Origin of the sequence: Streptomyces wuyuanensis, assembly GCF_900103455.1 — a bacterium.
GTDB classification, from domain to species: domain Bacteria; phylum Actinomycetota; class Actinomycetes; order Streptomycetales; family Streptomycetaceae; genus Streptomyces; species Streptomyces wuyuanensis.
The window spans coordinates 145411-164576 of record NZ_FNHI01000012.1; the positions used below are offsets into that span (position 1 = coordinate 145411).

The 19166-nt window shown below is 67.7% G+C and carries 32 protein-coding genes; 1 reads left to right on the top strand and 31 read right to left on the bottom strand.

From position 1 onward, the window contains the following. Positions 1–96: 96 nt before the first annotated feature. From rplQ to BLT82_RS19150, 31 genes are all read right to left on the bottom strand, one after another. Positions 97–591 carry a 50S ribosomal protein L17 gene (rplQ, locus tag BLT82_RS18995; RefSeq protein ID WP_093656366.1) on the bottom strand — a complete coding sequence of 165 codons (495 nt, stop codon included), beginning with the start codon at positions 589–591 and terminating at the stop codon, positions 97–99. A 200-nt stretch (positions 592–791) separates the two neighbouring features. Beyond that, positions 792–1814: a DNA-directed RNA polymerase subunit alpha gene (locus BLT82_RS19000; RefSeq protein WP_003956430.1), complete on the bottom strand. Its 1023-nt coding sequence runs from the start codon at positions 1812–1814 to the stop codon at positions 792–794. Positions 1815–2013: 199 nt separating this feature from the next. After that, the gene (gene rpsK / locus BLT82_RS19005; protein ID WP_017949643.1) at positions 2014–2418 is read right to left on the bottom strand and encodes a 30S ribosomal protein S11; all 405 of its coding nucleotides are present in this window, start codon (positions 2416–2418) and stop codon (positions 2014–2016) included. 65 nt (positions 2419–2483) lie between these two features. After that, complete coding sequence (rpsM, locus tag BLT82_RS19010; RefSeq protein ID WP_093656368.1) at positions 2484–2864, bottom strand: 30S ribosomal protein S13; 381 nt, start codon at positions 2862–2864, stop codon at positions 2484–2486. 198 nt (positions 2865–3062) lie between these two features. Continuing rightward, positions 3063–3176: a 50S ribosomal protein L36 gene (gene rpmJ, locus BLT82_RS19015; RefSeq protein ID WP_003956441.1), complete on the bottom strand. Its 114-nt coding sequence runs from the start codon at positions 3174–3176 to the stop codon at positions 3063–3065. A gap of 58 nt (positions 3177–3234) precedes the next feature. Continuing rightward, a complete protein-coding gene (gene infA / locus BLT82_RS19020; RefSeq protein WP_003956442.1) occupies positions 3235–3456 on the bottom strand; it encodes a translation initiation factor IF-1 in 222 nt (73 codons plus the stop codon). 209 nt (positions 3457–3665) lie between these two features. Then, on the bottom strand, positions 3666–4502 hold the full coding sequence (gene map / locus BLT82_RS19025) for a type I methionyl aminopeptidase (RefSeq protein WP_093656370.1): 837 nt from the start codon (positions 4500–4502) through the stop codon (positions 3666–3668). Between the two features lie 121 nt (positions 4503–4623). After that, a complete protein-coding gene (locus tag BLT82_RS19030; protein ID WP_093656372.1) occupies positions 4624–5289 on the bottom strand; it encodes an adenylate kinase in 666 nt (221 codons plus the stop codon). Next, positions 5289–6608: a preprotein translocase subunit SecY gene (secY, locus tag BLT82_RS19035; protein ID WP_093656374.1), complete on the bottom strand. Its 1320-nt coding sequence runs from the start codon at positions 6606–6608 to the stop codon at positions 5289–5291. The genes BLT82_RS19030 and secY overlap by 1 nt, the downstream gene beginning before the upstream one ends. 244 nt (positions 6609–6852) lie before the next feature. Then, on the bottom strand, positions 6853–7308 hold the full coding sequence (gene rplO, locus BLT82_RS19040; protein ID WP_093656376.1) for a 50S ribosomal protein L15: 456 nt from the start codon (positions 7306–7308) through the stop codon (positions 6853–6855). A gap of 2 nt (positions 7309–7310) precedes the next feature. Continuing rightward, positions 7311–7493, bottom strand: coding sequence for a 50S ribosomal protein L30 (rpmD, locus tag BLT82_RS19045; RefSeq protein WP_071273185.1), 183 nt, complete (start codon positions 7491–7493; stop codon positions 7311–7313). Continuing rightward, positions 7493–8104, bottom strand: coding sequence for a 30S ribosomal protein S5 (gene rpsE, locus BLT82_RS19050; RefSeq protein ID WP_093656378.1), 612 nt, complete (start codon positions 8102–8104; stop codon positions 7493–7495). Before rpsE ends, rpmD begins: the two co-directional genes overlap by 1 nt. A gap of 40 nt (positions 8105–8144) precedes the next feature. After that, positions 8145–8528, bottom strand: coding sequence for a 50S ribosomal protein L18 (gene rplR / locus BLT82_RS19055; RefSeq protein WP_093656380.1), 384 nt, complete (start codon positions 8526–8528; stop codon positions 8145–8147). 3 nt (positions 8529–8531) lie between these two features. Next, positions 8532–9071: a 50S ribosomal protein L6 gene (gene rplF, locus BLT82_RS19060; protein WP_093656382.1), complete on the bottom strand. Its 540-nt coding sequence runs from the start codon at positions 9069–9071 to the stop codon at positions 8532–8534. 22 nt (positions 9072–9093) lie between these two features. Beyond that, positions 9094–9492 carry a 30S ribosomal protein S8 gene (gene rpsH, locus BLT82_RS19065; protein WP_017949652.1) on the bottom strand — a complete coding sequence of 133 codons (399 nt, stop codon included), beginning with the start codon at positions 9490–9492 and terminating at the stop codon, positions 9094–9096. A gap of 264 nt (positions 9493–9756) precedes the next feature. Continuing rightward, positions 9757–9942, bottom strand: coding sequence for a type Z 30S ribosomal protein S14 (locus BLT82_RS19075; RefSeq protein ID WP_003956452.1), 186 nt, complete (start codon positions 9940–9942; stop codon positions 9757–9759). A gap of 5 nt (positions 9943–9947) precedes the next feature. Further along, positions 9948–10505: a 50S ribosomal protein L5 gene (gene rplE, locus BLT82_RS19080; protein ID WP_019329632.1), complete on the bottom strand. Its 558-nt coding sequence runs from the start codon at positions 10503–10505 to the stop codon at positions 9948–9950. After that, complete coding sequence (gene rplX, locus BLT82_RS19085; protein ID WP_017949655.1) at positions 10505–10828, bottom strand: 50S ribosomal protein L24; 324 nt, start codon at positions 10826–10828, stop codon at positions 10505–10507. Before rplX ends, rplE begins: the two co-directional genes overlap by 1 nt. Positions 10829–10830: 2 nt before the next feature. Beyond that, on the bottom strand, positions 10831–11199 hold the full coding sequence (gene rplN, locus BLT82_RS19090) for a 50S ribosomal protein L14 (protein WP_003956455.1): 369 nt from the start codon (positions 11197–11199) through the stop codon (positions 10831–10833). A 167-nt stretch (positions 11200–11366) separates the two neighbouring features. Continuing rightward, positions 11367–11651 (bottom strand): 30S ribosomal protein S17, encoded by a 285-nt coding sequence (gene rpsQ, locus BLT82_RS19095; protein ID WP_093656384.1) that lies wholly within the window; start codon positions 11649–11651, stop codon positions 11367–11369. After that, on the bottom strand, positions 11651–11875 hold the full coding sequence (gene rpmC / locus BLT82_RS19100; RefSeq protein ID WP_030759371.1) for a 50S ribosomal protein L29: 225 nt from the start codon (positions 11873–11875) through the stop codon (positions 11651–11653). Before rpmC ends, rpsQ begins: the two co-directional genes overlap by 1 nt. Further along, positions 11875–12294 (bottom strand): 50S ribosomal protein L16, encoded by a 420-nt coding sequence (gene rplP, locus BLT82_RS19105; protein WP_005313579.1) that lies wholly within the window; start codon positions 12292–12294, stop codon positions 11875–11877. The genes rpmC and rplP overlap by 1 nt, the downstream gene beginning before the upstream one ends. Positions 12295–12299: 5 nt before the next feature. After that, positions 12300–13136 (bottom strand): 30S ribosomal protein S3, encoded by an 837-nt coding sequence (gene rpsC, locus BLT82_RS19110; RefSeq protein ID WP_093656386.1) that lies wholly within the window; start codon positions 13134–13136, stop codon positions 12300–12302. Beyond that, positions 13136–13483, bottom strand: coding sequence for a 50S ribosomal protein L22 (rplV, locus tag BLT82_RS19115; RefSeq protein WP_009327087.1), 348 nt, complete (start codon positions 13481–13483; stop codon positions 13136–13138). The genes rpsC and rplV overlap by 1 nt, the downstream gene beginning before the upstream one ends. A 42-nt stretch (positions 13484–13525) precedes the next feature. Continuing rightward, positions 13526–13807 (bottom strand): 30S ribosomal protein S19, encoded by a 282-nt coding sequence (gene rpsS / locus BLT82_RS19120; protein WP_017949661.1) that lies wholly within the window; start codon positions 13805–13807, stop codon positions 13526–13528. Between the two features lie 12 nt (positions 13808–13819). Next, entirely contained in the window at positions 13820–14656 is an 837-nt protein-coding gene (rplB, locus tag BLT82_RS19125) for a 50S ribosomal protein L2 (protein ID WP_017949662.1), read from the bottom strand. Positions 14657–14693: 37 nt separating this feature from the next. Next, positions 14694–15008, bottom strand: coding sequence for a 50S ribosomal protein L23 (gene rplW, locus BLT82_RS19130; protein WP_093656388.1), 315 nt, complete (start codon positions 15006–15008; stop codon positions 14694–14696). After that, a complete protein-coding gene (gene rplD / locus BLT82_RS19135; RefSeq protein WP_093656390.1) occupies positions 15008–15658 on the bottom strand; it encodes a 50S ribosomal protein L4 in 651 nt (216 codons plus the stop codon). The genes rplW and rplD overlap by 1 nt, the downstream gene beginning before the upstream one ends. 8 nt (positions 15659–15666) lie before the next feature. After that, positions 15667–16311: a 50S ribosomal protein L3 gene (rplC, locus tag BLT82_RS19140; protein ID WP_093656392.1), complete on the bottom strand. Its 645-nt coding sequence runs from the start codon at positions 16309–16311 to the stop codon at positions 15667–15669. A 17-nt stretch (positions 16312–16328) separates the two neighbouring features. Then, positions 16329–16637, bottom strand: coding sequence for a 30S ribosomal protein S10 (gene rpsJ / locus BLT82_RS19145; protein ID WP_003948644.1), 309 nt, complete (start codon positions 16635–16637; stop codon positions 16329–16331). Between the two features lie 565 nt (positions 16638–17202). Beyond that, positions 17203–18084 carry a hypothetical protein gene (locus BLT82_RS19150; RefSeq protein WP_244292042.1) on the bottom strand — a complete coding sequence of 294 codons (882 nt, stop codon included), beginning with the start codon at positions 18082–18084 and terminating at the stop codon, positions 17203–17205. Between the two features lie 416 nt (positions 18085–18500). Between BLT82_RS19150 and BLT82_RS19155 the strand changes: the two genes are divergently transcribed. Beyond that, on the top strand, positions 18501–18968 hold the full coding sequence (locus BLT82_RS19155; protein ID WP_093656394.1) for a hypothetical protein: 468 nt from the start codon (positions 18501–18503) through the stop codon (positions 18966–18968). The last annotated feature ends 198 nt before the right edge of the window (positions 18969–19166 follow it).

Sequence of the window (19166 nt, forward strand, 5' to 3'; positions counted from 1 at the left end):
TCTTGTGTGCCTCTCACGTCCTGTCAACGGAACGGGCCCGCCCCCAGAAAAGGGGAACGGGCCCGTCCATCAGCCGTCAAAGCGTCGCGGAACGCCTCAGGCGTCCTTCGACTCCTCGGCCGGAGCCTCGGCGGAGTCCTCGGCCTTGGTCTCCTCGGCCTTGGCCTCGTCGGCTTCCTTGACCGCACGCTTGGTGGCGGCCTCGGCCTCGGCGACGGTGGCCTTCTTCGCGATCTCGCCCTCGACGAGCTCGATCACGGCCATCGGCGCGTTGTCACCACGGCGGTTGCCGATCTTGGTGATCCGGGTGTAGCCACCCGGACGCTCGGCGTAGCGCGGGGCGATCTCGGTGAAGAGCGTGTGGACGATGCTCTTGTCCGTGATCGTCTGCAGCACCAGGCGACGGTTGTGGATGTCGCCCTTCTTCGCCTTCGTGATCAGGCGCTCGGCGACCGGACGCAGGCGGCGGGCCTTGGCCTCGGTCGTGGTGATGCGGCCGTGCTCGAAGAGCGACTTCGCGAGGTTCGCGAGAAGCAGCTTCTCGTGCGCGGCGCTGCCGCCCAGACGGGCACCCTTGGCGGGCTTCGGCATGGTTCTTCTCCTCGTGATCTGCACCGGCCGTGTCAGGTACCGGTGTCAGCCTGTGCGAAGGGCTCGCGCCCCTCGCGCACCCCCCGGCGGTGCCGGGGACATCTGTACCGGGCTCGCGCCCGGGGCCCGGGGCGGTGCCCCGGAAGCAGCCACCCCGGCGGGGTGCGGGGCGATGCGCCCCGCACCCCGCCGGGAGGTGCTCAGTACTGCTCGGTCTCGACGAAACCGGCGTCCGCGTCGTCGTCGGCGCCGAAGGCGTCGGCGGCGGCGGTCGGGTCGAATCCGGGCGGGCTGTCCTTGAGGGCCAGGCCCATGCCGGCCAGCTTCGCCTTGACCTCGTCGATCGACTTCGCACCGAAGTTGCGGATGTCGAGGAGGTCGGCCTCGGAGCGGGCGACGAGCTCACCCACGGAGTGGATGCCCTCGCGCTTGAGGCAGTTGTAGGAGCGGACGGTGAGCTCCAGCTCCTCGATCGGCAGCGCCAGGTCGGCGGCCAGAGCGGCATCCGTCGGGGACGGGCCCATGTCGATGCCCTCGGCGTCGATGTTGAGCTCGCGCGCCAGACCGAACAGCTCGACCAGGGTCTTGCCGGCGGACGCCATGGCGTCGCGCGGGCGCATGGCCTGCTTGGTCTCGACGTCGACGATCAGCTTGTCGAAGTCGGTGCGCTGCTCGACACGGGTCGCCTCGACCTTGTACGTGACCTTGAGCACCGGCGAGTAGATGGAGTCGACCGGGATGCGGCCGATCTCCTGGCCCACCTGCTTGTTCTGCACGGCGGAGACGTAGCCGCGACCGCGCTCGACGGTCAGCTCCATCTCCAGCTTGCCCTTGCCGTTCAGCGTGGCCAGGACCAGGTCGGGGTTGTGGACCTCGACACCGGCCGGGGGCGCGATGTCGGCGGCGGTGACCAGACCCGGGCCCTGCTTGCGCAGGTACATCACGACCGGCTCGTCGTGCTCCGAGGAGACGACCAGCTGCTTGATGTTCAGGATGAGGTCGGTGACGTCCTCCTTGACGCCCGGCACGGTGGTGAACTCGTGCAGGACACCGTCGATCCGGATGGACGTGACGGCCGCACCCGGGATCGAGGAGAGGAGCGTACGGCGGAGGGAGTTGCCGAGGGTGTAGCCGAAGCCCGGCTCCAGCGGCTCGATCACGAACCGGGAGCGGTACTCGTCGACGACCTCTTCGGTCAGCGAGGGACGCTGAGCGATCAGCATGTCTGTGATCCTTCAGTCATGGGCGCCCGCTATTTGACGCCCGACTCGACCGGGCGGAGGCCCGGCTCTCAAAAATACTGCGTACTGCAAGGGTACGGGCGGCACGTCCCACAAGGGGCCGTACCGCCCGAAGCCTCGGCCCGAGCGTCGACGCGTCGGACGCGCCGTCGCTAGGGGTCAGCCGTACAGCGGCGACGCGTCAGACGCGGCGGCGCTTGGGGGGACGGCAGCCGTTGTGCGGCGTCGGGGTGACGTCCTGGATGGAGCCGACCTCGAGGCCGGTGGCCTGGAGGGAACGGATCGCGGTCTCACGGCCGGAGCCCGGACCCTTGACGAACACGTCGACCTTGCGCATGCCGTGCTCCTGCGCGCGGCGGGCGGCCGACTCGGCGGCCATCTGCGCGGCGAAGGGGGTGGACTTGCGCGAGCCCTTGAAGCCGACGTGGCCGGCGGAGGCCCAGGAGATCACGTTGCCGCTGGGGTCCGTGATCGAGACGATCGTGTTGTTGAACGTGCTCTTGATGTGCGCGTGGCCGTGAGCGACGTTCTTCTTTTCCTTGCGGCGCACCTTCTTGACGGCGCCCTGGCGTCCCTTGGGGGGCATGTATTTCTCCCGTGGAGGTGGTCGGTCCTACAGCGAAGACCGCTGGTAGAGCGTCCTGCTGAGGACTACTTCTTGCCCGGCTTCTTCTTGCCGGCGATGGCGCGACGCGGGCCCTTGCGGGTACGGGCGTTCGTGCTGGTGCGCTGACCGTGGACCGGCAGACCGCGGCGGTGACGGAGACCCTGGTAGCAGCCGATCTCGACCTTGCGGCGGATGTCGGCCTGGATCTCGCGACGGAGGTCACCCTCGGTCTTGAGGTTGGCGTCCACGTACTCGCGGATCTTGACGAGGTCCTCTTCGGCCAGGTCACGAACGCGGGTGTTCGGGTTCACACCGGTCGCGGCGAGGGTCTCCTTCGCCAGGGTGCGGCCGATGCCGAAGACGTAGGTGAGTGCGACCTCCACGCGCTTGTCGCGCGGGATGTCAACACCGGAAACGCGTGCCATTCAATGGCTCCTGTGGTGTTCGGGGGTCTGCAGCAGAACCGTCCCGGGCCGCCGACCGCTCCCGAAGGAGAGGTGGTACGTCCCGGTCCCCGGCCCCCGCCGGAGGTGCCGCCGGTCCTTGCGGACTGGGCGGGCTCTGCTGGTGAACGTGTTTTGCTCGCGTCGCGCGAAGATCTGCGAAGTGCAGGTCGGCGTGCGTCAGCCCTGGCGCTGCTTGTGGCGCAGGTTGTCGCAGATGACCATGACCCGGCCGTGGCGGCGGATCACCTTGCACTTGTCGCAGATCTTCTTGACGCTCGGCTTGACCTTCATGGGATGTGAGGTTCTCCGGGTCAGTGCCACCACCCCTCGGGAGGGGTGAGGGCAAGATCTACTTGTAGCGGTAGACGATCCGCCCACGCGTCAGGTCGTACGGAGAAAGCTCCACCACGACCCGGTCGTCCGGAAGGATTCGGATGTAGTGCATCCGCATCTTGCCGGAGATGTGCGCGAGGACCTTGTGACCGTTCTGGAGTTCCACCTTGAACATGGCGTTCGGCAGGGACTCGATCACGGTGCCCTCGATCTCGATGGCACCTTGCTTCTTGGCCACGCTTCGCCCTTCGAATCGGCTACCTTGATCGGCTCTTGTCACCCTGCGACCGCAAGCGGACATACGGGTACACGCGAGCCGACGCATCAGTCTACGTCAGGCCCCTGGAAAAGACGAATCCGGGGAGTTTGCCCAAGGTGAGAGATCCTTAAGCAGAACGGGGGCCGCAGGGTCTCCCCCGCCGCCCCCGGTGTGCCGCGCCGCCCGGCTCAGGCCAGCGGGTCCGGCGCCGCCGTGACACCCAGCTCCGCCAGCTTCGCGCGGCCGCCGTCGACGGCCGTCAGCACCAGCGGGCCCTCCTCGGTCAGAGCCACCGAGTGCTCCCAGTGCGAGGACCAGGTGCCGTCCGTGGTGATCACGGTCCAGTCGTCGGAAAGCACCTCGGTGTGCGGGGTGCCGAGCGACACCATCGGCTCGATCGCCAGGCAGAAGCCCGGGACCAGCTTCGGGCCCTTGCCGCGCTTGCGGCTCACGTAGTTCAGCAGGTGCGGGTCCATGTGCATCTCGGTGCCGATGCCGTGGCCGCCGTAGTCCTCGATGATCCCGTACCGGCCGCCGCCCGGCTTCGGCTGGCGGCGGATGTAGGTCTCGATCGCACGGGAGACGTCGACCAGCCGGTTGCCGCTCTTCATGGCGGCGATACCGGCCCACATGGACTCCTCGGTCACCCGGGAGAGCTCGATCAGCTCCGGGGCGTGACCCCCGCCGACGAAAGCGGTGAACGCCGCGTCGCCGTGCCAGCCGTCCACGATCGCCCCGGCGTCGATGGAGATGACGTCGCCGTCCTTGAGGACAGTCTTCGCGTCCGGGATGCCGTGGACGACGACCTCGTTCACCGAAGTGCAGATGGTGGCGGGGAAACCGCCGTACCCCAGGAAGTTCGACTTGGCCCCGTGGTCGGCGATCACCTTGCGGGCGACCTCGTCCAGGTCCTTCGTCGTGGCGCCGGGGACCGCCGCCTCACGGGTCGCCGCGTGGATGGCGGCGACGACCAGCCCCGCCTCACGCATCTTCGCGATCTGCTCGGGGGTCTTGATCTGCACCATGAGGGCCGGCGCCTTTCAGAGTCGGAGAGTGGTTCGGCGGAATGCCTGGGTAATCAACGATACGGCCGCGGCGTCCTGGGGACACCGCGGCCGTATGGCGATCGGTCGGAGGTACTGCGGGTCAGGCCTGGGCGGCCCGGTCCGTCTGCAGAGCCTCCATCGCGCGCTCGGTCACCTCGTCGACCTTGCCGAGCGCGGAGATGGTCACCAGCAGGCCCTGGGCCCGGTAGTGGTCGATGATCGGCTCGGTCTGCGTGTGGTAGACCTCGAGCCGCTTGCGCACGGTCTCCTCGGAGTCGTCGTCGCGCTGGTACAGGTCACCGCCGCAGACGTCGCAGACGCCCTCGGTCTTCGGCGCGCTGTAGGTGACGTGGAAGACGTGTGCGCTGTCGTTGCGGCAGATGCGGCGGCCCGCGATCCGCTTGACGACCTCGTCCTCCGGGACCTCCAGGTCCAGCACGGCGTCCAGCTTCACGCCGTCCGACGCGAGCGCGGCGTCGAGCGCCTCGGCCTGGGACACGTTCCGCGGGAAGCCGTCCAGCAGAAAGCCCCCCTGGGCGTCCGGCTGGGCCATCCGGTCCCGTGCCATCCCGATGGTGACCTCGTCGGGCACCAGGTTGCCGGCGTCCATGTACGCCTTGGCCTGCTTGCCCAGGTCCGTGCCCTTGCTGATGTTGGCCCGGAACAGGTCGCCCGTGGAGATGTGCGGGATCGACAGGTTCTTGGCAAGGAACGCGGCCTGCGTTCCCTTGCCTGCACCGGGCGGCCCGACGAGGACGATTCGCATCAGCGGAGGAACCCTTCGTAGTTGCGCTGCTGGAGCTGGCTCTCGATCTGCTTCACGGTCTCGAGACCGACACCCACGATGATGAGGATGCTGGTGCCACCGAACGGGAAGTTCTGGTTCGCACCACCGAAGCCGGCCAACGCCATCGTCGGCACAAGAGCGATCAGACCCAGATACAGCGAGCCCGGCCAGGTGATCCGGTTGAGCACGTAGCTCAGATACTCGGCGGTAGGTCGACCAGCCCGGATACCCGGGATGAAGCCACCATACTTCTTCATGTTGTCCGCGACTTCCTCGGGGTTGAACGAGATCGCCACGTAGAAGAAGGCGAAGAACACGATCAGAAGGAAGTACGTCGCGATGTAGTAGGGGTGGTCACCCTTGACGAAGTGCGCTTCGATCCAGGTTTTCCATCCGGCGTTGGAGTTCGAGAACTGCGCGATCAACGCCGGGATGTAGAGCAGCGACGAGGCGAAGATGACGGGAATCACACCCGCCTGGTTCACCTTGAGCGGGATGTATGTGGACGTACCGCCGTACGACCTGCGGCCGATCATGCGCTTCGCGTACTGGACCGGGATGCGGCGCTGGGCCTGCTCGACGAAGACGACGAGCGCCACCATCACGAAGCCGATCAGGATGACCGTGCCGAACTCGATCCAGCCCTTGGCGAGCTTGCCGCTCTCCTTGATGGCCCACAGCGCGCCGGGGAAACCGGCGGCGATGGAGATGAACATCAGGATGGACATGCCGTTGCCGATGCCGCGGTCCGTGATCAGCTCGCCGAGCCACATGACCACGGCGGTGCCGGCGGTCATGGTGATCACCATGGTGGCGGTCACGAAGATCGACTGATCGGGGACGATCTCGTTGGCCACCTGACAGCCGGAGAACAGCGCACCGCTGCGGGCCGTGGCCACGAGACCGGTGCCCTGCAGCACGGCCAGCGCGACCGTGAGGTAACGCGTGTACTGCGTGATCTTCGCGGTGCCGGACTGGCCCTCCTTCTTGAGGGCCTCCAGACGCGGGATCACCACGGTCAGCAGCTGCAGGATGATGCTCGCCGTGATGTACGGCATGATGCCGAGCGCGAAGATCGTGATCTGCAGCAGGGCTCCGCCGCTGAACATGTTGACGAGGCCGAAGAGGCTGCTGTTGTTCTTCGAGGCCTGGTCCACACAGATCTGGACGTTCTCATAGCTGACGCCGGGCACCGGGATGTGCGCGCCGAGCCGGTACAGCACGATGATGCCGAGCGTGAAGAGCAGCTTCTTGCGCAGGTCGGGCGTCTTGAACGCCCGGGCGAACGCGGTGAGCACGGTGCCTCCTGCGACCCCCGCGCAAAGCGTCAGAGGTGACGGTCTTGAGGTTCGACGAATTCGTATGAGACAAGAACCGCTCCGGGAGCCCTGCGGGCCTCCGTCACGGCGTGGGGGTCGCCCCCCGGGGATAACAGCAACAACGCACGCCACCTTACCGGCGAGTGTGCCCCCCTTGGAACGACCAACCGGGGATGCCCCGTTTCAGAGCATCCCCGGTTGGTGTTCAGGCCATCGGCTCGTCTCAGACGAGCTCGGTGACGGTGCCGCCGGCGGCGGTGATCTTCTCCTTGGCGGAGCCGGAGACGGCGTCGACCGTCACCTGCAGCGCCACGGAGACATCGCCCTGGCCGAGCACCTTGACGAGCTGGTTCTTGCGAACCGCGCCCTTGGCGACCAGGTCGGCGACCGTGACCTCGCCACCCTCGGGGTAGAGGGCAGCGAGCTTGTCCAGGTTCACGACCTGGAACTCGGTCTTGAACGGGTTCTTGAAGCCCTTCAGCTTCGGGAGGCGCATGTGGAGCGGCATCTGGCCGCCCTCGAAGCGCTCCGGAACCTGGTAACGGGCCTTCGTGCCCTTGGTACCACGACCGGCCGTCTTACCCTTCGACGCCTCACCACGACCCACACGGGTCTTGGCGGTCTTGGCGCCCGGGGCGGGACGGAGGTTGTGGATCTTCAGCGGGTTCTGCTCCGCCATGATCAGTCGACCTCCTCGACCGTCACGAGGTGGCGGACGGTGTGCACCATTCCGCGGAACTCGGGGCGGTCCTCCTTGACGACCACGTCGTTGACCCTCTTCAGGCCAAGCGAACGCAGCGTGTCACGGTGGTTCTGCTTGCTGCCGATGTACGACTTCGTCTGCGTGATCTTGAGGCGGGCCATTACGCACCCGCTCCCGCACCGGCGCGCGCACGAAGCAGAGCCGCGGGGGCCACGTCCTCGAGCGGCAGACCGCGGCGGGCCGCGATCTCCTCGGGACGCTGCAGACCCTTCAGGGCCTCCACCGTCGCGTGCACGATGTTGATCGCGTTGGACGAGCCGAGCGACTTCGACAGGATGTCGTGAACGCCGGCGCACTCGAGCACGGCACGCACCGGGCCACCGGCGATAACACCGGTACCGGGGGAAGCAGGCTTGAGCAGGACGACGCCCGCGGCCTTCTCGCCCGTGATCGGGTGCGGGATGGTGCCCTGGATACGCGGGACCTTGAAGAAGTGCTTCTTGGCCTCCTCAACGCCCTTGGCGATGGCGGCCGGCACCTCCTTGGCCTTGCCGTAACCGACACCCACGGTGCCGTCACCATCGCCCACCACGACCAGCGCGGTGAAGCTGAAGCGACGACCACCCTTCACAACCTTGGCGACGCGGTTGATCGCGACAACGCGCTCAACGTACGCGGTCTTCTCGGCGGCAGCAGCGCCGCCGTCACGGCCCTTCCGGTCCCGCCGCTCGCCGCCACCGGCACCGCTGCCGCGGCGCTGGGGTCCAGCCATTGGATTTACCTCTCTCTATTCCGCTAGCTACGGAACCGGCTCAGAACTTGAGCCCGGCTTCGCGGGCGGCGTCGGCCAGGGCGGCGATGCGCCCGGCGTACTGGTTGCCGCCACGGTCGAACACGACAGCCTCGACGCCGGCGGCCTTCGCACGCTCGGCCACGAGCTGGCCGACCTGCTTCGCCTTCGCCGACTTGTCGCCCTCGCCGCCGCGGATGGAAGCGTCCAGGGTGGACGCCGACGCCACGGTGTGGCCCTTGAGGTCGTCGATGACCTGAGCGGTGATGCCGCGGTTGGACCGGGTGACGACGAGACGCGGACGCTCCGCCGTACCCGAGATCTTCTTGCGGATGCGGATGTGGCGACGCTTCAGGGAAGCGCCCTTGTAGGCCTTGCCCTTGGCAATCTTCACGCCGTATGCCATGGCTTACTTACCAGCCTTTCCGACCTTGCGGCGGATGACCTCGCCCGCGTACTTCACGCCCTTGGCCTTGTACGGGTCGGGCTTGCGCAGCTTGCGGATGTTCGCGGCGACCTCGCCGACCTTCTGCTTGTCGATGCCCTCGACCGAGAACTTGGTCGGCGACTCGACCTTGAAGGAGATGCCCTCGGGGGCCTCCACCAGGATCGGGTGGCTGTAGCCGAGCTGGAACTCCAGGTTGGAGCCCTTCGCGGCAACGCGGTAACCGACACCGCTGATCTCGAGCGCCTTGGTGTATCCCTGGGTCACACCGGTGATCATGTTGGCCACCAGCGTGCGGGACAGGCCGTGAAGGGCCTTGTTCTGACGCTCGTCGTTGGGGCGGGTGACGTTGATGACGCCGTCCTCACCCTTCGCGATCTCGATCGGCGCGGCAACGGTGTGGGTCAGGGAGCCCTTGGGACCCTTCACCTGGACCGTACGGCCATCGATGGTGACATCCACGCCGGCGGGAACCGAGATGGGGAGCTTGCCGATACGCGACATTGTTCTTCTCCTCCGTTCCCGACTACCAGACGTAGGCGAGGACTTCCCCGCCCACACCCTTCTTGCTGGCCTGCTTGTCGGTGAGGAGCCCGTGCGACGTGGAGATGATGGCCACGCCCAGGCCGCCGAGCACCTTCGGCAGGTTGGTGGACTTCGCGTAGACCCGGAGACCGGGCTTGGAGATCCGCTTGATGCCCGCGATGGAGCGCTCACGGTTCGGGCCGAACTTCAGCTCGAGAACGAGGTTCTTGCCGACCTCGGCGTCCTCGACCTTCCAGCCCGTGATGAAGCCCTCCTGCTGGAGGATCTCCGCGATGTGCGACTTGATCTTGCTGTGCGGCATCGTCACGGAGTCGTGGTACGCCGAGTTCGCGTTACGCAGACGGGTCAGCATGTCCGCGATCGGATCAGTCATGGTCATGAATTGGCCTTCGGCCTCTCTCGCCGGGGTTTCCTGTATGCGCCATCCCTCTCCCCGCACAGGGGCGGGACGGGTGCGGCGCGGGGACCTACGGCGTAGTAAGTCGTTCAGGGCGGCGGGCGCCCAACCCCACAAGCCTACGGCATGTGAGGGAGGGCCCCGCCGACCCGTTGCTTACCGAGAGCCTCTGGTAATCCCGCCCACCCGTCGCCCGACCGCCGCCCCTCAAGGGCGGCCCTTCGGGCCGACGGACTGGACTGGGTACTACCAGGAGCTCTTGGTCACGCCCGGCAGCTCGCCACGGTGAGCCATCTCACGGAGGCACACGCGGCACAGGCCGAACTTGCGGTACACGGAGTGCGGACGGCCGCAGCGCTGGCAGCGGGTGTACGCACGCACACCGAACTTGGGCTTACGAGCAGCCTTGGCAATCAGAGCCTTCTTCGCCATCTCGCTTACGCCTCCTTGAACGGGAAGCCGAGGTGACGGAGAAGGGCACGGCCCTCAGCGTCGTTGGTCGCCGTGGTGACCACGGTGATGTCCATACCCCGGACGCGGTCGATCTTGTCCTGGTCGATCTCGTGGAACATGACCTGCTCCGTGAGACCGAAGGTGTAGTTGCCACGGCCGTCGAACTGCTTCGGGGACAGACCGCGGAAGTCGCGGATGCGCGGCAGCGCGAGCGACAGGGTGCGGTCCAGGAACTCCCACATGCGGTCGCCACGGAGCGTGACGTGGGCACCGATCGGCTGGCCCTCACGCAGCTTGAACTGCGCGATGGACTTGCGGGCCTTGGTGACGGCCGGCTTCTGACCGGTGATCGTGGTGAGGTCGCGGATGGCGCCCTCGATCAGCTTGGAGTCGCGGGCGGCGTCGCCCACACCCATGTTGACCACGATCTTCACGAGGCCGGGAACCTGCATGACGTTCTCGTACGAGAACTCCTCACGCAGCTTGCCCGCGATCTCCTCGCGGTACTTCGTCTTGAGACGCGGAGTGGTGGTGGTAGCCATCAGATGTCCTCACCCGTCCGCTTGGCAACGCGGATCTTGTTGCCCTCGTCGTCGAAGCGGTAACCGACGCGGGTCACGACCTTCTTGCCGTCCTTCTCCACGACCAGCTGAACGTTGCTGACGTGGATGGGGGCCTCGGTGGTGACGATGCCGCCGGCCTGCGAGGCACGACCCGGCTGGTTGGCCTTCGTGTGCTTCTTGACCCGGTTGACACCCTCGACCAGGACGCGCTCGTCACGCGGGAAAGCGGCGATGACCTTGCCCTGCTTGCCCTTGTCCTTGCCGGTGATGACCTGGACCAGGTCGCCCTTCTTGATCTTCATGCTTACAGCACCTCCGGCGCGAGCGAGATGATCTTCATGAACTTCTTCTCGCGCAGCTCACGGCCCACGGGGCCGAAGATACGGGTGCCGCGAGGGTCGCCGTCGTTCTTCAGAATGACGGCGGCGTTCTCGTCGAAGCGGATGTACGAGCCGTCCTGGCGGCGGCGCTCCTTGACGGTGCGAACGATGACCGCCTTGACGACGTCACCCTTCTTCACGTTGCCACCGGGGATCGCGTCCTTGACGGTGGCGACGATGACGTCACCGATGCCCGCGTAGCGGCGACCCGAGCCACCGAGAACACGGATGCAAAGGATCTCCTTGGCACCAGTGTTGTCGGCGACGCGAAGTCGCGACTCCTGCTGGATCACGTCTATCTCCTGATCGTCTGCCGGTTCCCGGCGGGGGCTGCTCCCGAAGGAGACGACCCCCGCCGAGCCTGGCGGAACTTAGTGCTGGGGCAGCGCCCCCGGAGGGGTTCCCCCAGCGGGGGGCATGCGGGGGAGCACTCCCTTTCCAGGGAGGGCCCCCCGCAAAATTACTTGGCCTTCTCGAGGATCTCGACGACGCGCCAGCGCTTCGTCGCGGACAGCGGCCGGGTCTCCATCAGGAGGACGCGGTCGCCGACACCCGCGGCGTTCTGCTCGTCGTGCGCCTTGAGCTTGTTGGTACGGCGGATGACCTTGCCGTACAGCGCGTGCTTGACGCGGTCCTCGACGGCGACGACGACGGTCTTGTCCATCTTGTCGCTGACGACCAGACCCTCACGGGTCTTGCGGAAGCCGCGCTCGGTCTTGTTCTCGGTCACGTTGCTCTCGCTCATCAGGCGTTCTCCACCGTCTCGATGCCCAGCTCGCGCTCACGCATCAGGGTGTAGATCCGGGCGATGTCCTTGCGGACGGCCTTAAGCCGGCCGTGGTTCTCGAGCTGACCGGTCGCCGCCTGGAAGCGGAGGTTGAACAGCTCTTCCTTGGCCTCGCGGAGCTTGGCAACAAGCTCCTCGTTGCCCAGCTCGCGCAGCTCGGACGCCTTGGTACCGGCCGACATCACGCTTCACCTGCCTCGCGCTTGACGATCCGGCACTTCATCGGCAGCTTGTGGGCGGCGCGAGTCAGAGCCTCACGTGCAATCTTCTCGTTCGGGTAGGACAGCTCGAACATGACCCGGCCCGGGTGCACGTTCGCGACCCACCACTCCGGGGAACCCTTACCGGAACCCATGCGGGTCTCGGCAGGCTTCTTCGTCAGCGGGCGGTCCGGGTAGATGTTGATCCAGACCTTGCCGCCACGCTTGATGTGGCGGGTCATCGCGATACGAGCCGCCTCGATCTGGCGGTTGGTCACGTACGCCGGAGTCATGGCCTGAATGCCGTACTCGCCGAACGCAACCGTCGTACCACCCTTGGCCATACCGCGGCGCTTGGGGTGGTGCTGCTTGCGGTGCTTGACCCTGCGGGGGATCAGCATTTCGGTCAGGCCTCCGTTCCGGTGCTCTCAGCAGCCGGAGCGGCGGCGGGAGCGTCGGCCTTGGGGGCCTCGGCAGCCGGCGCGGACTGCTGCTGCGGCTTGCGACCGCGACCGCCACGCTCGCCACCACGGCCACCACGGGCCGGGCGGTCGGAGCCGCCACGGGCCGGGCGGTTGCCGGCGCGGGCAGCGGCGTTCTCGGCGCGGACCTCGGCGATGTTCTTGACGTCGCCCTTGTAGATCCAGACCTTCACGCCGATGCGGCCGAAGGTCGTCTTGGCCTCGAAGAAGCCGTACTCGACGTTCGCGCGGAGCGTGTGCAGCGGCACACGGCCCTCGCGGTAGAACTCCGAGCGCGACATCTCGGCGCCGCCGAGACGGCCGCCACACTGGATCTTGATGCCCTTGGCGCCGGCCTTCATGGCGGACTGCATGCTCTTGCGCATGGCCCGGCGGAAGGAGACGCGGGAGGACAGCTGCTCGGCAACGGCCTGGGCCACGAGCTGAGCGTCGACCTCGGGGTTCTTGACCTCGAGGATGTTCAGCTGGACCTGCTTGCCCGTGAGCTTCTCGAGGTCGCCGCGGATGCGGTCGGCCTCGGCGCCACGGCGGCCGATGACGATGCCGGGACGCGCGGTGTGGATGTCCACCCGCACGCGGTCACGGGTGCGCTCGATCTCGACCTTGGAGATGCCGGCGCGCTCCATGCCGGACGTCATCATCCGACGGATGGCGACGTCTTCCTTGACGTAGTCCTTGTACAGCTTGTCGGCGTACCAGCGGGACTTGAAGTCCGTGGTGATGCCGAGCCGGAACCCGTGCGGGTTTACCTTCTGGCCCATTACCGGGTTCCTTCCTTGCTGCTGACGACCACGGTGATGTGGCTGGTCCGCTTGCGGATCCGGTAGGCACGGCCCTGGGCGCGCGGACGGAACCGCTTCAGGGTCGGGCCCTCGTCGACGTACGCCTCGCTGATGAACAGCGAGGAGGCGTCCGTGTGGTCGTAGTTGTGCGCGGCGTTGGCGATGGCGCTGTCCAGCACCTTGCCGACCGGCACGCTCGCGGCCTGCGGGGCGAAACGCAGGACCGCCTGAGCCTCCGTGGCATCCATGCCACGGATGAGGTCCACCACGCGGCGGGCCTTCATGGGCGTGACGCGGATGTACCGCGCCTGGGCCCTGGCTTCCATGGTTGTCCCTTCGGTGTAAGTCATAGTCGTTCCACCCCGCGATTAGCGGCGCTTCGACTTCCGGTCGTCCTTGACGTGGCCGCGGAAGGTGCGAGTCGGCGAGAACTCGCCGAGCTTGTGGCCGACCATCGACTCGGTGACGAACACCGGGACGTGGGTCTTGCCGTTGTGCACCGCGATCGTGTGGCCCAGCATGGCCGGGACGATCATCGAGCGACGGGACCAGGTCTTGATGACGTTCTTGGTGCCTGCTTCGTTCTGGGCGTCCACCTTCTTGATCAGGTGGTCGTCGACGAAGGGCCCCTTCTTGAGACTGCGCGGCATCTAAACCCGCTCCTAGCGCTTCTTGTTCGTCTTGCGGCGGCGGACGATGTACTTGTTGCTCGCCTTCTTGGGAGAACGAGTACGACCCTCCTTCTGACCCCAGGGGGAGACCGGGTGGCGACCACCGGAGGTCTTGCCCTCACCACCACCGTGCGGGTGGTCGACCGGGTTCATGGCGACACCGCGGACGGTCGGGCGAACGCCCTTCCAGCGCATACGGCCGGCCTTGCCCCAGTTGATGTTCGACTGCTCGGCGTTGCCGACCTCGCCGACAGTGGCGCGGCAGCGGACGTCGACCAGGCGGATCTCACCGGACGGCATGCGCAGGTGGGCCATGGAGCCCTCCTTCGCCAGCAGCTGCACGGAGGCACCCGCGGAGCGGGCGAACTTCGCGCCGCCGCCGGGCCGCAGCTCGATGGCGTGCAGGGTCGTACCGACGGGGATGTTGCGCAGCGCCAGGTTGTTGCCGGGCTTGATGTCGGCACCGGGGCCGTTCTCGATCCGGTCACCCTGCGACAGACCGCGCGGGGCGAGGATGTAGCGCTTCTCGCCGTCCGCGTAGTGCAGCAGCGCGATGCGCGCGGTGCGGTTGGGGTCGTACTCGATGTGCGCGACCTTGGCCGGCACGCCGTCCTTGTCGTGACGACGGAAGTCGATCACGCGGTAGGCGCGCTTGTGGCCACCACCCTGGTGGCGAACGGTCACACGACCGGCGTTGTTACGGCCGCCCTTGCTGTGCAGGGGGCGGACCAGCGACTTCTCCGGCGTGGACCGCGTGATCTCGACGAAGTCGGCGACGCTGGAGCCACGACGGCCCGGAGTCGTCGGCTTGTACTTGCGGATACCCATTTCTCAGTCCTCGTCCGATATCGGACCAAGGTCTCCGTTAGGAGGCCTGGCCGAAGATGTCGATACGGTCGCCCTCGGCGAGGGTCACGATGGCGCGCTTGGTGTTGGCGCGCTTGCCGAAACCGGTGCGGGTGCGCTTGCGCTTGCCCTGGCGGTTGATCGTGTTCACCCCGGTGACCTTGACCGAGAAGACCGCCTCGACGGCCTGCTTGATCTGGGTCTTGTTGGCGTTGGGCGCGACGATGAACGTGTACTTGTTCTCGTCCAGCAGCGCGTAGCTCTTCTCCGAGACGACCGGCTTGACCAGAAGGTCACGCGGGTCGGAGAAGGTCTTGCTGGTGATCTCGGCCATCAGGCCTCGCTCCCCTCATTGTCGTTGGCCTTGGGGCCGGACACGAAGGACTCGAAGGCGGCCTGGGTGAAGACCACGTCGTCGGAGACGAGCACGTCGTACGTGTTCAGCTGGCCCGGCTCCAGGATGTGCACCTGGGGCAGGTTGCGGGCGGACAGCCACGCGGCCTCGTCGCTGCGCTCGGCGATCAGGAGCAGGTTCTTGCGCTCCGAGATCTTGCCGAGCAGCGTCTTGGCGGCCTTGGTGGAGACCTCGCCCTCGACCACGCCGGAGACGACGTGGATGCGGGAGTTGCGGGCCCGGTCGGTGAGGGCACCGCGCAGGGCGGCGGCCTTCATCTTCTTCGGGGTCCGCTGGGAGTAGTCACGCGGCACGGGGCCGTGGACGACGCCACCGCCGGCGAACTGCGGCGCACGGGTCGAACCCTGACGGGCGCGGCCGGTGCCCTTCTGGCGGTAAGGCTTCTTGCCACCACCACGGACCTCGCCGCGAGTCTTGGTCTTGTGCGTGCCCTGACGGGCAGCGGCCAGCTGCGCGACGACGACCTGGTGGATCAGCGGAACGCTGACCTTGGCGTCGAAGATCTCCGCGGGGAGCTCGACGCTACCGGCCTTGTCGCCAGCGGGCGAAAGGATGTCAATGGTGCTCATCGGTTACCTCAGGCCCCCTTGGCCGCGGTACGGACCAGGACGAGGCCGCCGTTCGGACCGGGAACCGCGCCCTTGATGAGCAGCAGACCCTTCTCCGCGTCAACGGCGTGGACGGTCAGGTTCTGGGTGGTGACCCGCTCGTTGCCCATGCGGCCCGCCATACGGAGGCCCTTGAACACACGGCCCGGGGTGGCGCAGCCACCGATGGAACCGGGAGAGCGGTGCTTGCGCTGGGTGCCGTGTCCGGCGCCCAGGCCACGGAAGTTGTGGCGCTTCATGACACCGGCGAAGCCCTTGCCCTTGCTCTTGCCGGTCACGTCGACCTTGACGCCGGCCTCGAACACCTCAGCGGTGATCTCCTGGCCGAGCGCGTACTCGGAGGCGTCCGCGGTGCGGATCTCGACGAGGTGGCGACGGGGGGTGACGTCGGCCTTGGCGAAGTGGCCCTTGAGGGGCTTGTTCACCTTGCGCGGGTCGATCTCGCCGAAGGCGATCTGGACCGACTCGTAGCCGTCGACGTCGTTCGTACGAACCTGGGTGACGACGTTGGGGCCGGCCTTGACGACGGTGACCGGAACAACGCGGTTGTTCTCGTCCCACACCTGCGTCATGCCGAGCTTCTCGCCCAGGATTCCCTTGATCTGCTTAGCCATCTCTCAGATCACCGGCCTCAGAGCTTGATCTCGATGTCGACACCGGCCGGAAGGTCGAGTCGCATCAGAGAGTCAACGGTCTTGGGGGTCGGGTCGAGGATGTCGATGAGGCGCTTGTGCGTGCGCATCTCGAAGTGCTCGCGCGAGTCCTTGTACTTGTGCGGCGACTTGATGACGCAGTACACGTTCTTCTCAGTGGGCAGCGGCACCGGGCCCGCGACCGACGCACCAGTGCGGGTCACCGTCTCGACGATCTTCTTCGCCGAGGAGTCGATGACCTCGTGGTCGTAGGCCTTGAGCCGGATGCGGATCTTCTGTCCCGCCATGGCTACTTCGTAGTCCTGTCTCTCGTAACGCTCTGGAACCCGGCGGCTTCCCGTCTCCTCCGACCCACGCGGTCGGGCGTGTCGCAGTCCCTCTACGCAGATCTCCCGAAGGATTTCCCAACCAAGGGGTGCGGTCCCTGAGACCACGAAGCCGGGGGTGACCACCCACCGGGTGCCTGGCAGGCGCCCCGCCCACGCTTCCCGAAAGATTCCCGTACTTCCACCCCTGATCAGGGGTGACGAGTACTGTGGGACTCGCTTCCGGTCCTCCCGGCGGGAGGCGCGCAGCATCGGCACTCAACCGAGCAACCCGGACAGTCTGCCATACGGGCCGTGACGGGCGCCAATCGGGCCGAAGACATTACCCCGCGGGGTTTGCCTGTCAAACCGCCGCGCGCATGGGGCCCGGCGGCGCCCTCCGGTCCGGGGCTTCCGGTCGTCCACGACCGCACCTTCCCTGCGCGAACGGGTGAACGACTTCAACTCCTCCCCACCGGGGCCGTGTCGACGTCCTCCCCGCGCGGCCGCCCGGGCCGGAACGCGCCGCTTCCGGGCGCCTTCCGGATCAGGTGCGCGTCACCGTCCCGCACTCCTCCGGCAGCGCGCCCAGGTCCTTGCTGCGGTCGTACGGGTCCGCGGCAGGGCCGGAGGGGCCGGGGGTCAGGCCCGTCATGTCCTGCCGGAACTGAGGGTGCAGAAATCCGTCGCCGTCCCTGGCGCAGTCGGAGTTCCCGCTCTTCGACTTCCACACGACGACGACCAGGCTGCCCGGAGTGGTCACGGTCTTCGCCGGGTCGTACACCGCGACGGTCAGCTCCCTGCGCACGATCGTCCGTGTCACCTCGTCCGCGCCCGGCTTCGCCTTGGTCAAGGGGTAGACGAAGGTGTAGTCGGCCTTGATCTCGACGGAACCGTCACGGTCGCCTCTGCCGAAGGTCATCCGGCCACGGGTCTTCACGACCTCACCCACCACGCGCACCTCGGCCGGGTCGAAGCGGCTGAGCAGCCACAGCGGGTCCTGGTCCTCGCTGGGCTCCCGCAGCCCCTTCTCCAGCAGGACGCGGCCGTCCTGCTGGAGCGGGTCCAGCAGCCGCAGCGCCTCGGCCGGGTGCCCGCCGCGGAGGGTCGCGGGATCGAGGTTCGAGGCGACCAGCAGTTCCTTCGTGCTGCGCAGCGCCTGCGCGACCTGGTCCTCGCTCATTCCGCCGACCGCCCTGGCCGCGGGAACCTCGATCCCGGCGGCCCCGTCCGCCCAGGCCACCGCGGGCGAGCCCCGGAACGGCTCCTCGAGCGTCGGCGCGTCCGGGAACGGTTCCCCGGGCGGCGCGGCGGTGGGTCGCGCGGTCTCGGGCGCGAGCGGCGCGGCGTCCGAACCGGTGGCGGACACGGCTCCCGAGAGCCGGTCGACGACCACCTCCGGCCAGATGCCGACGACGGCGAGCCCCATGACGGCCACGCCGGCGAGGACCGGCGCGAGCCTCCGGCGCTTGCGGGGCCGGTCCCTCCACGGGGCCGCCGGCCCGGTCGCGCCCCCCCTCCGCCCGCAGCCGTCCGGTCACCATGCGCGCTCGCGCGGACGGCTCCACAGGCGCGTCCCGCCCGCCCTCCTCGGCCCTGCGGAGGAACTCGGCCCACTCCGCGTCCGTGACGGGCGCGTCGCCGGCCCGGCCTTCGGGAGTACTCGTCCCCGCGTGCCCCCACCCCTTTTGCACGTGGTACGGCACCTGTGTGCCCATGTCGTGGACATTCCACGAGCAAGCGGAGGATACAAGCCCTTCCCGACCGGCCCCCGCTCCCCTGCCCCTATGATCATTTGCGCCTCGGACAGCACGTCCGAGGCGGGTTCGCACATGGGGGAAACACATGCGCAAGACAGTGGCGGCCACGGCCCTCGCACTGGCCGCGGCCCTGCTGACCGGGTGCGGTGACGGCACCGGGAAGCACTCCGGCGGCAAGGGCGACGGGGACACGGGCAAGGGCACGGAGCAGGCAGCGAAGCCGGACGCCGGGGCGGGCGCCGGGGACGCCGGAGGGCGGGTGAAGCGCGAGGTCACCCTCGAGGTGCTCGGTACGGGGACCGCCCAGATCGCCTACACCCTCGACAGCAGCAAGTTCGAGCAGGTCACCCTGCCGTGGAAGAAGACGGCGACCATCGATCTGACCGCGGCCGAACAGCGGGTCGGCCGTCTGGTCTCCGTCGTCCCCGGCTCGGTCCAGGGCTCCGACGGCCTCCTCCGGGCGGCCGCCTGCGCGATCACCGTCGACGGCAGGAAGGTCGCGGACAACGAGGAGGGCAAGAGCGCCAAGCCCTGCCAGTCCAGGGTCAAGTGACCGCCGGCAGCGCGACGTGACGCGCGGCCCCACCGGGAGGCCGCACCGGCAAGAGGGGCAGCGCCGGCCGAGGGGACGGCTCCGTCGGCACGACGTGCCGGGACGGACGGGACGGCCGCCGCACCCCTCGCGGCCCTGCCGGACGTCCCCGGGGCGGGCCTCCGACCGGGGGGTAATTCGGTCGATCACCGTCGCTCC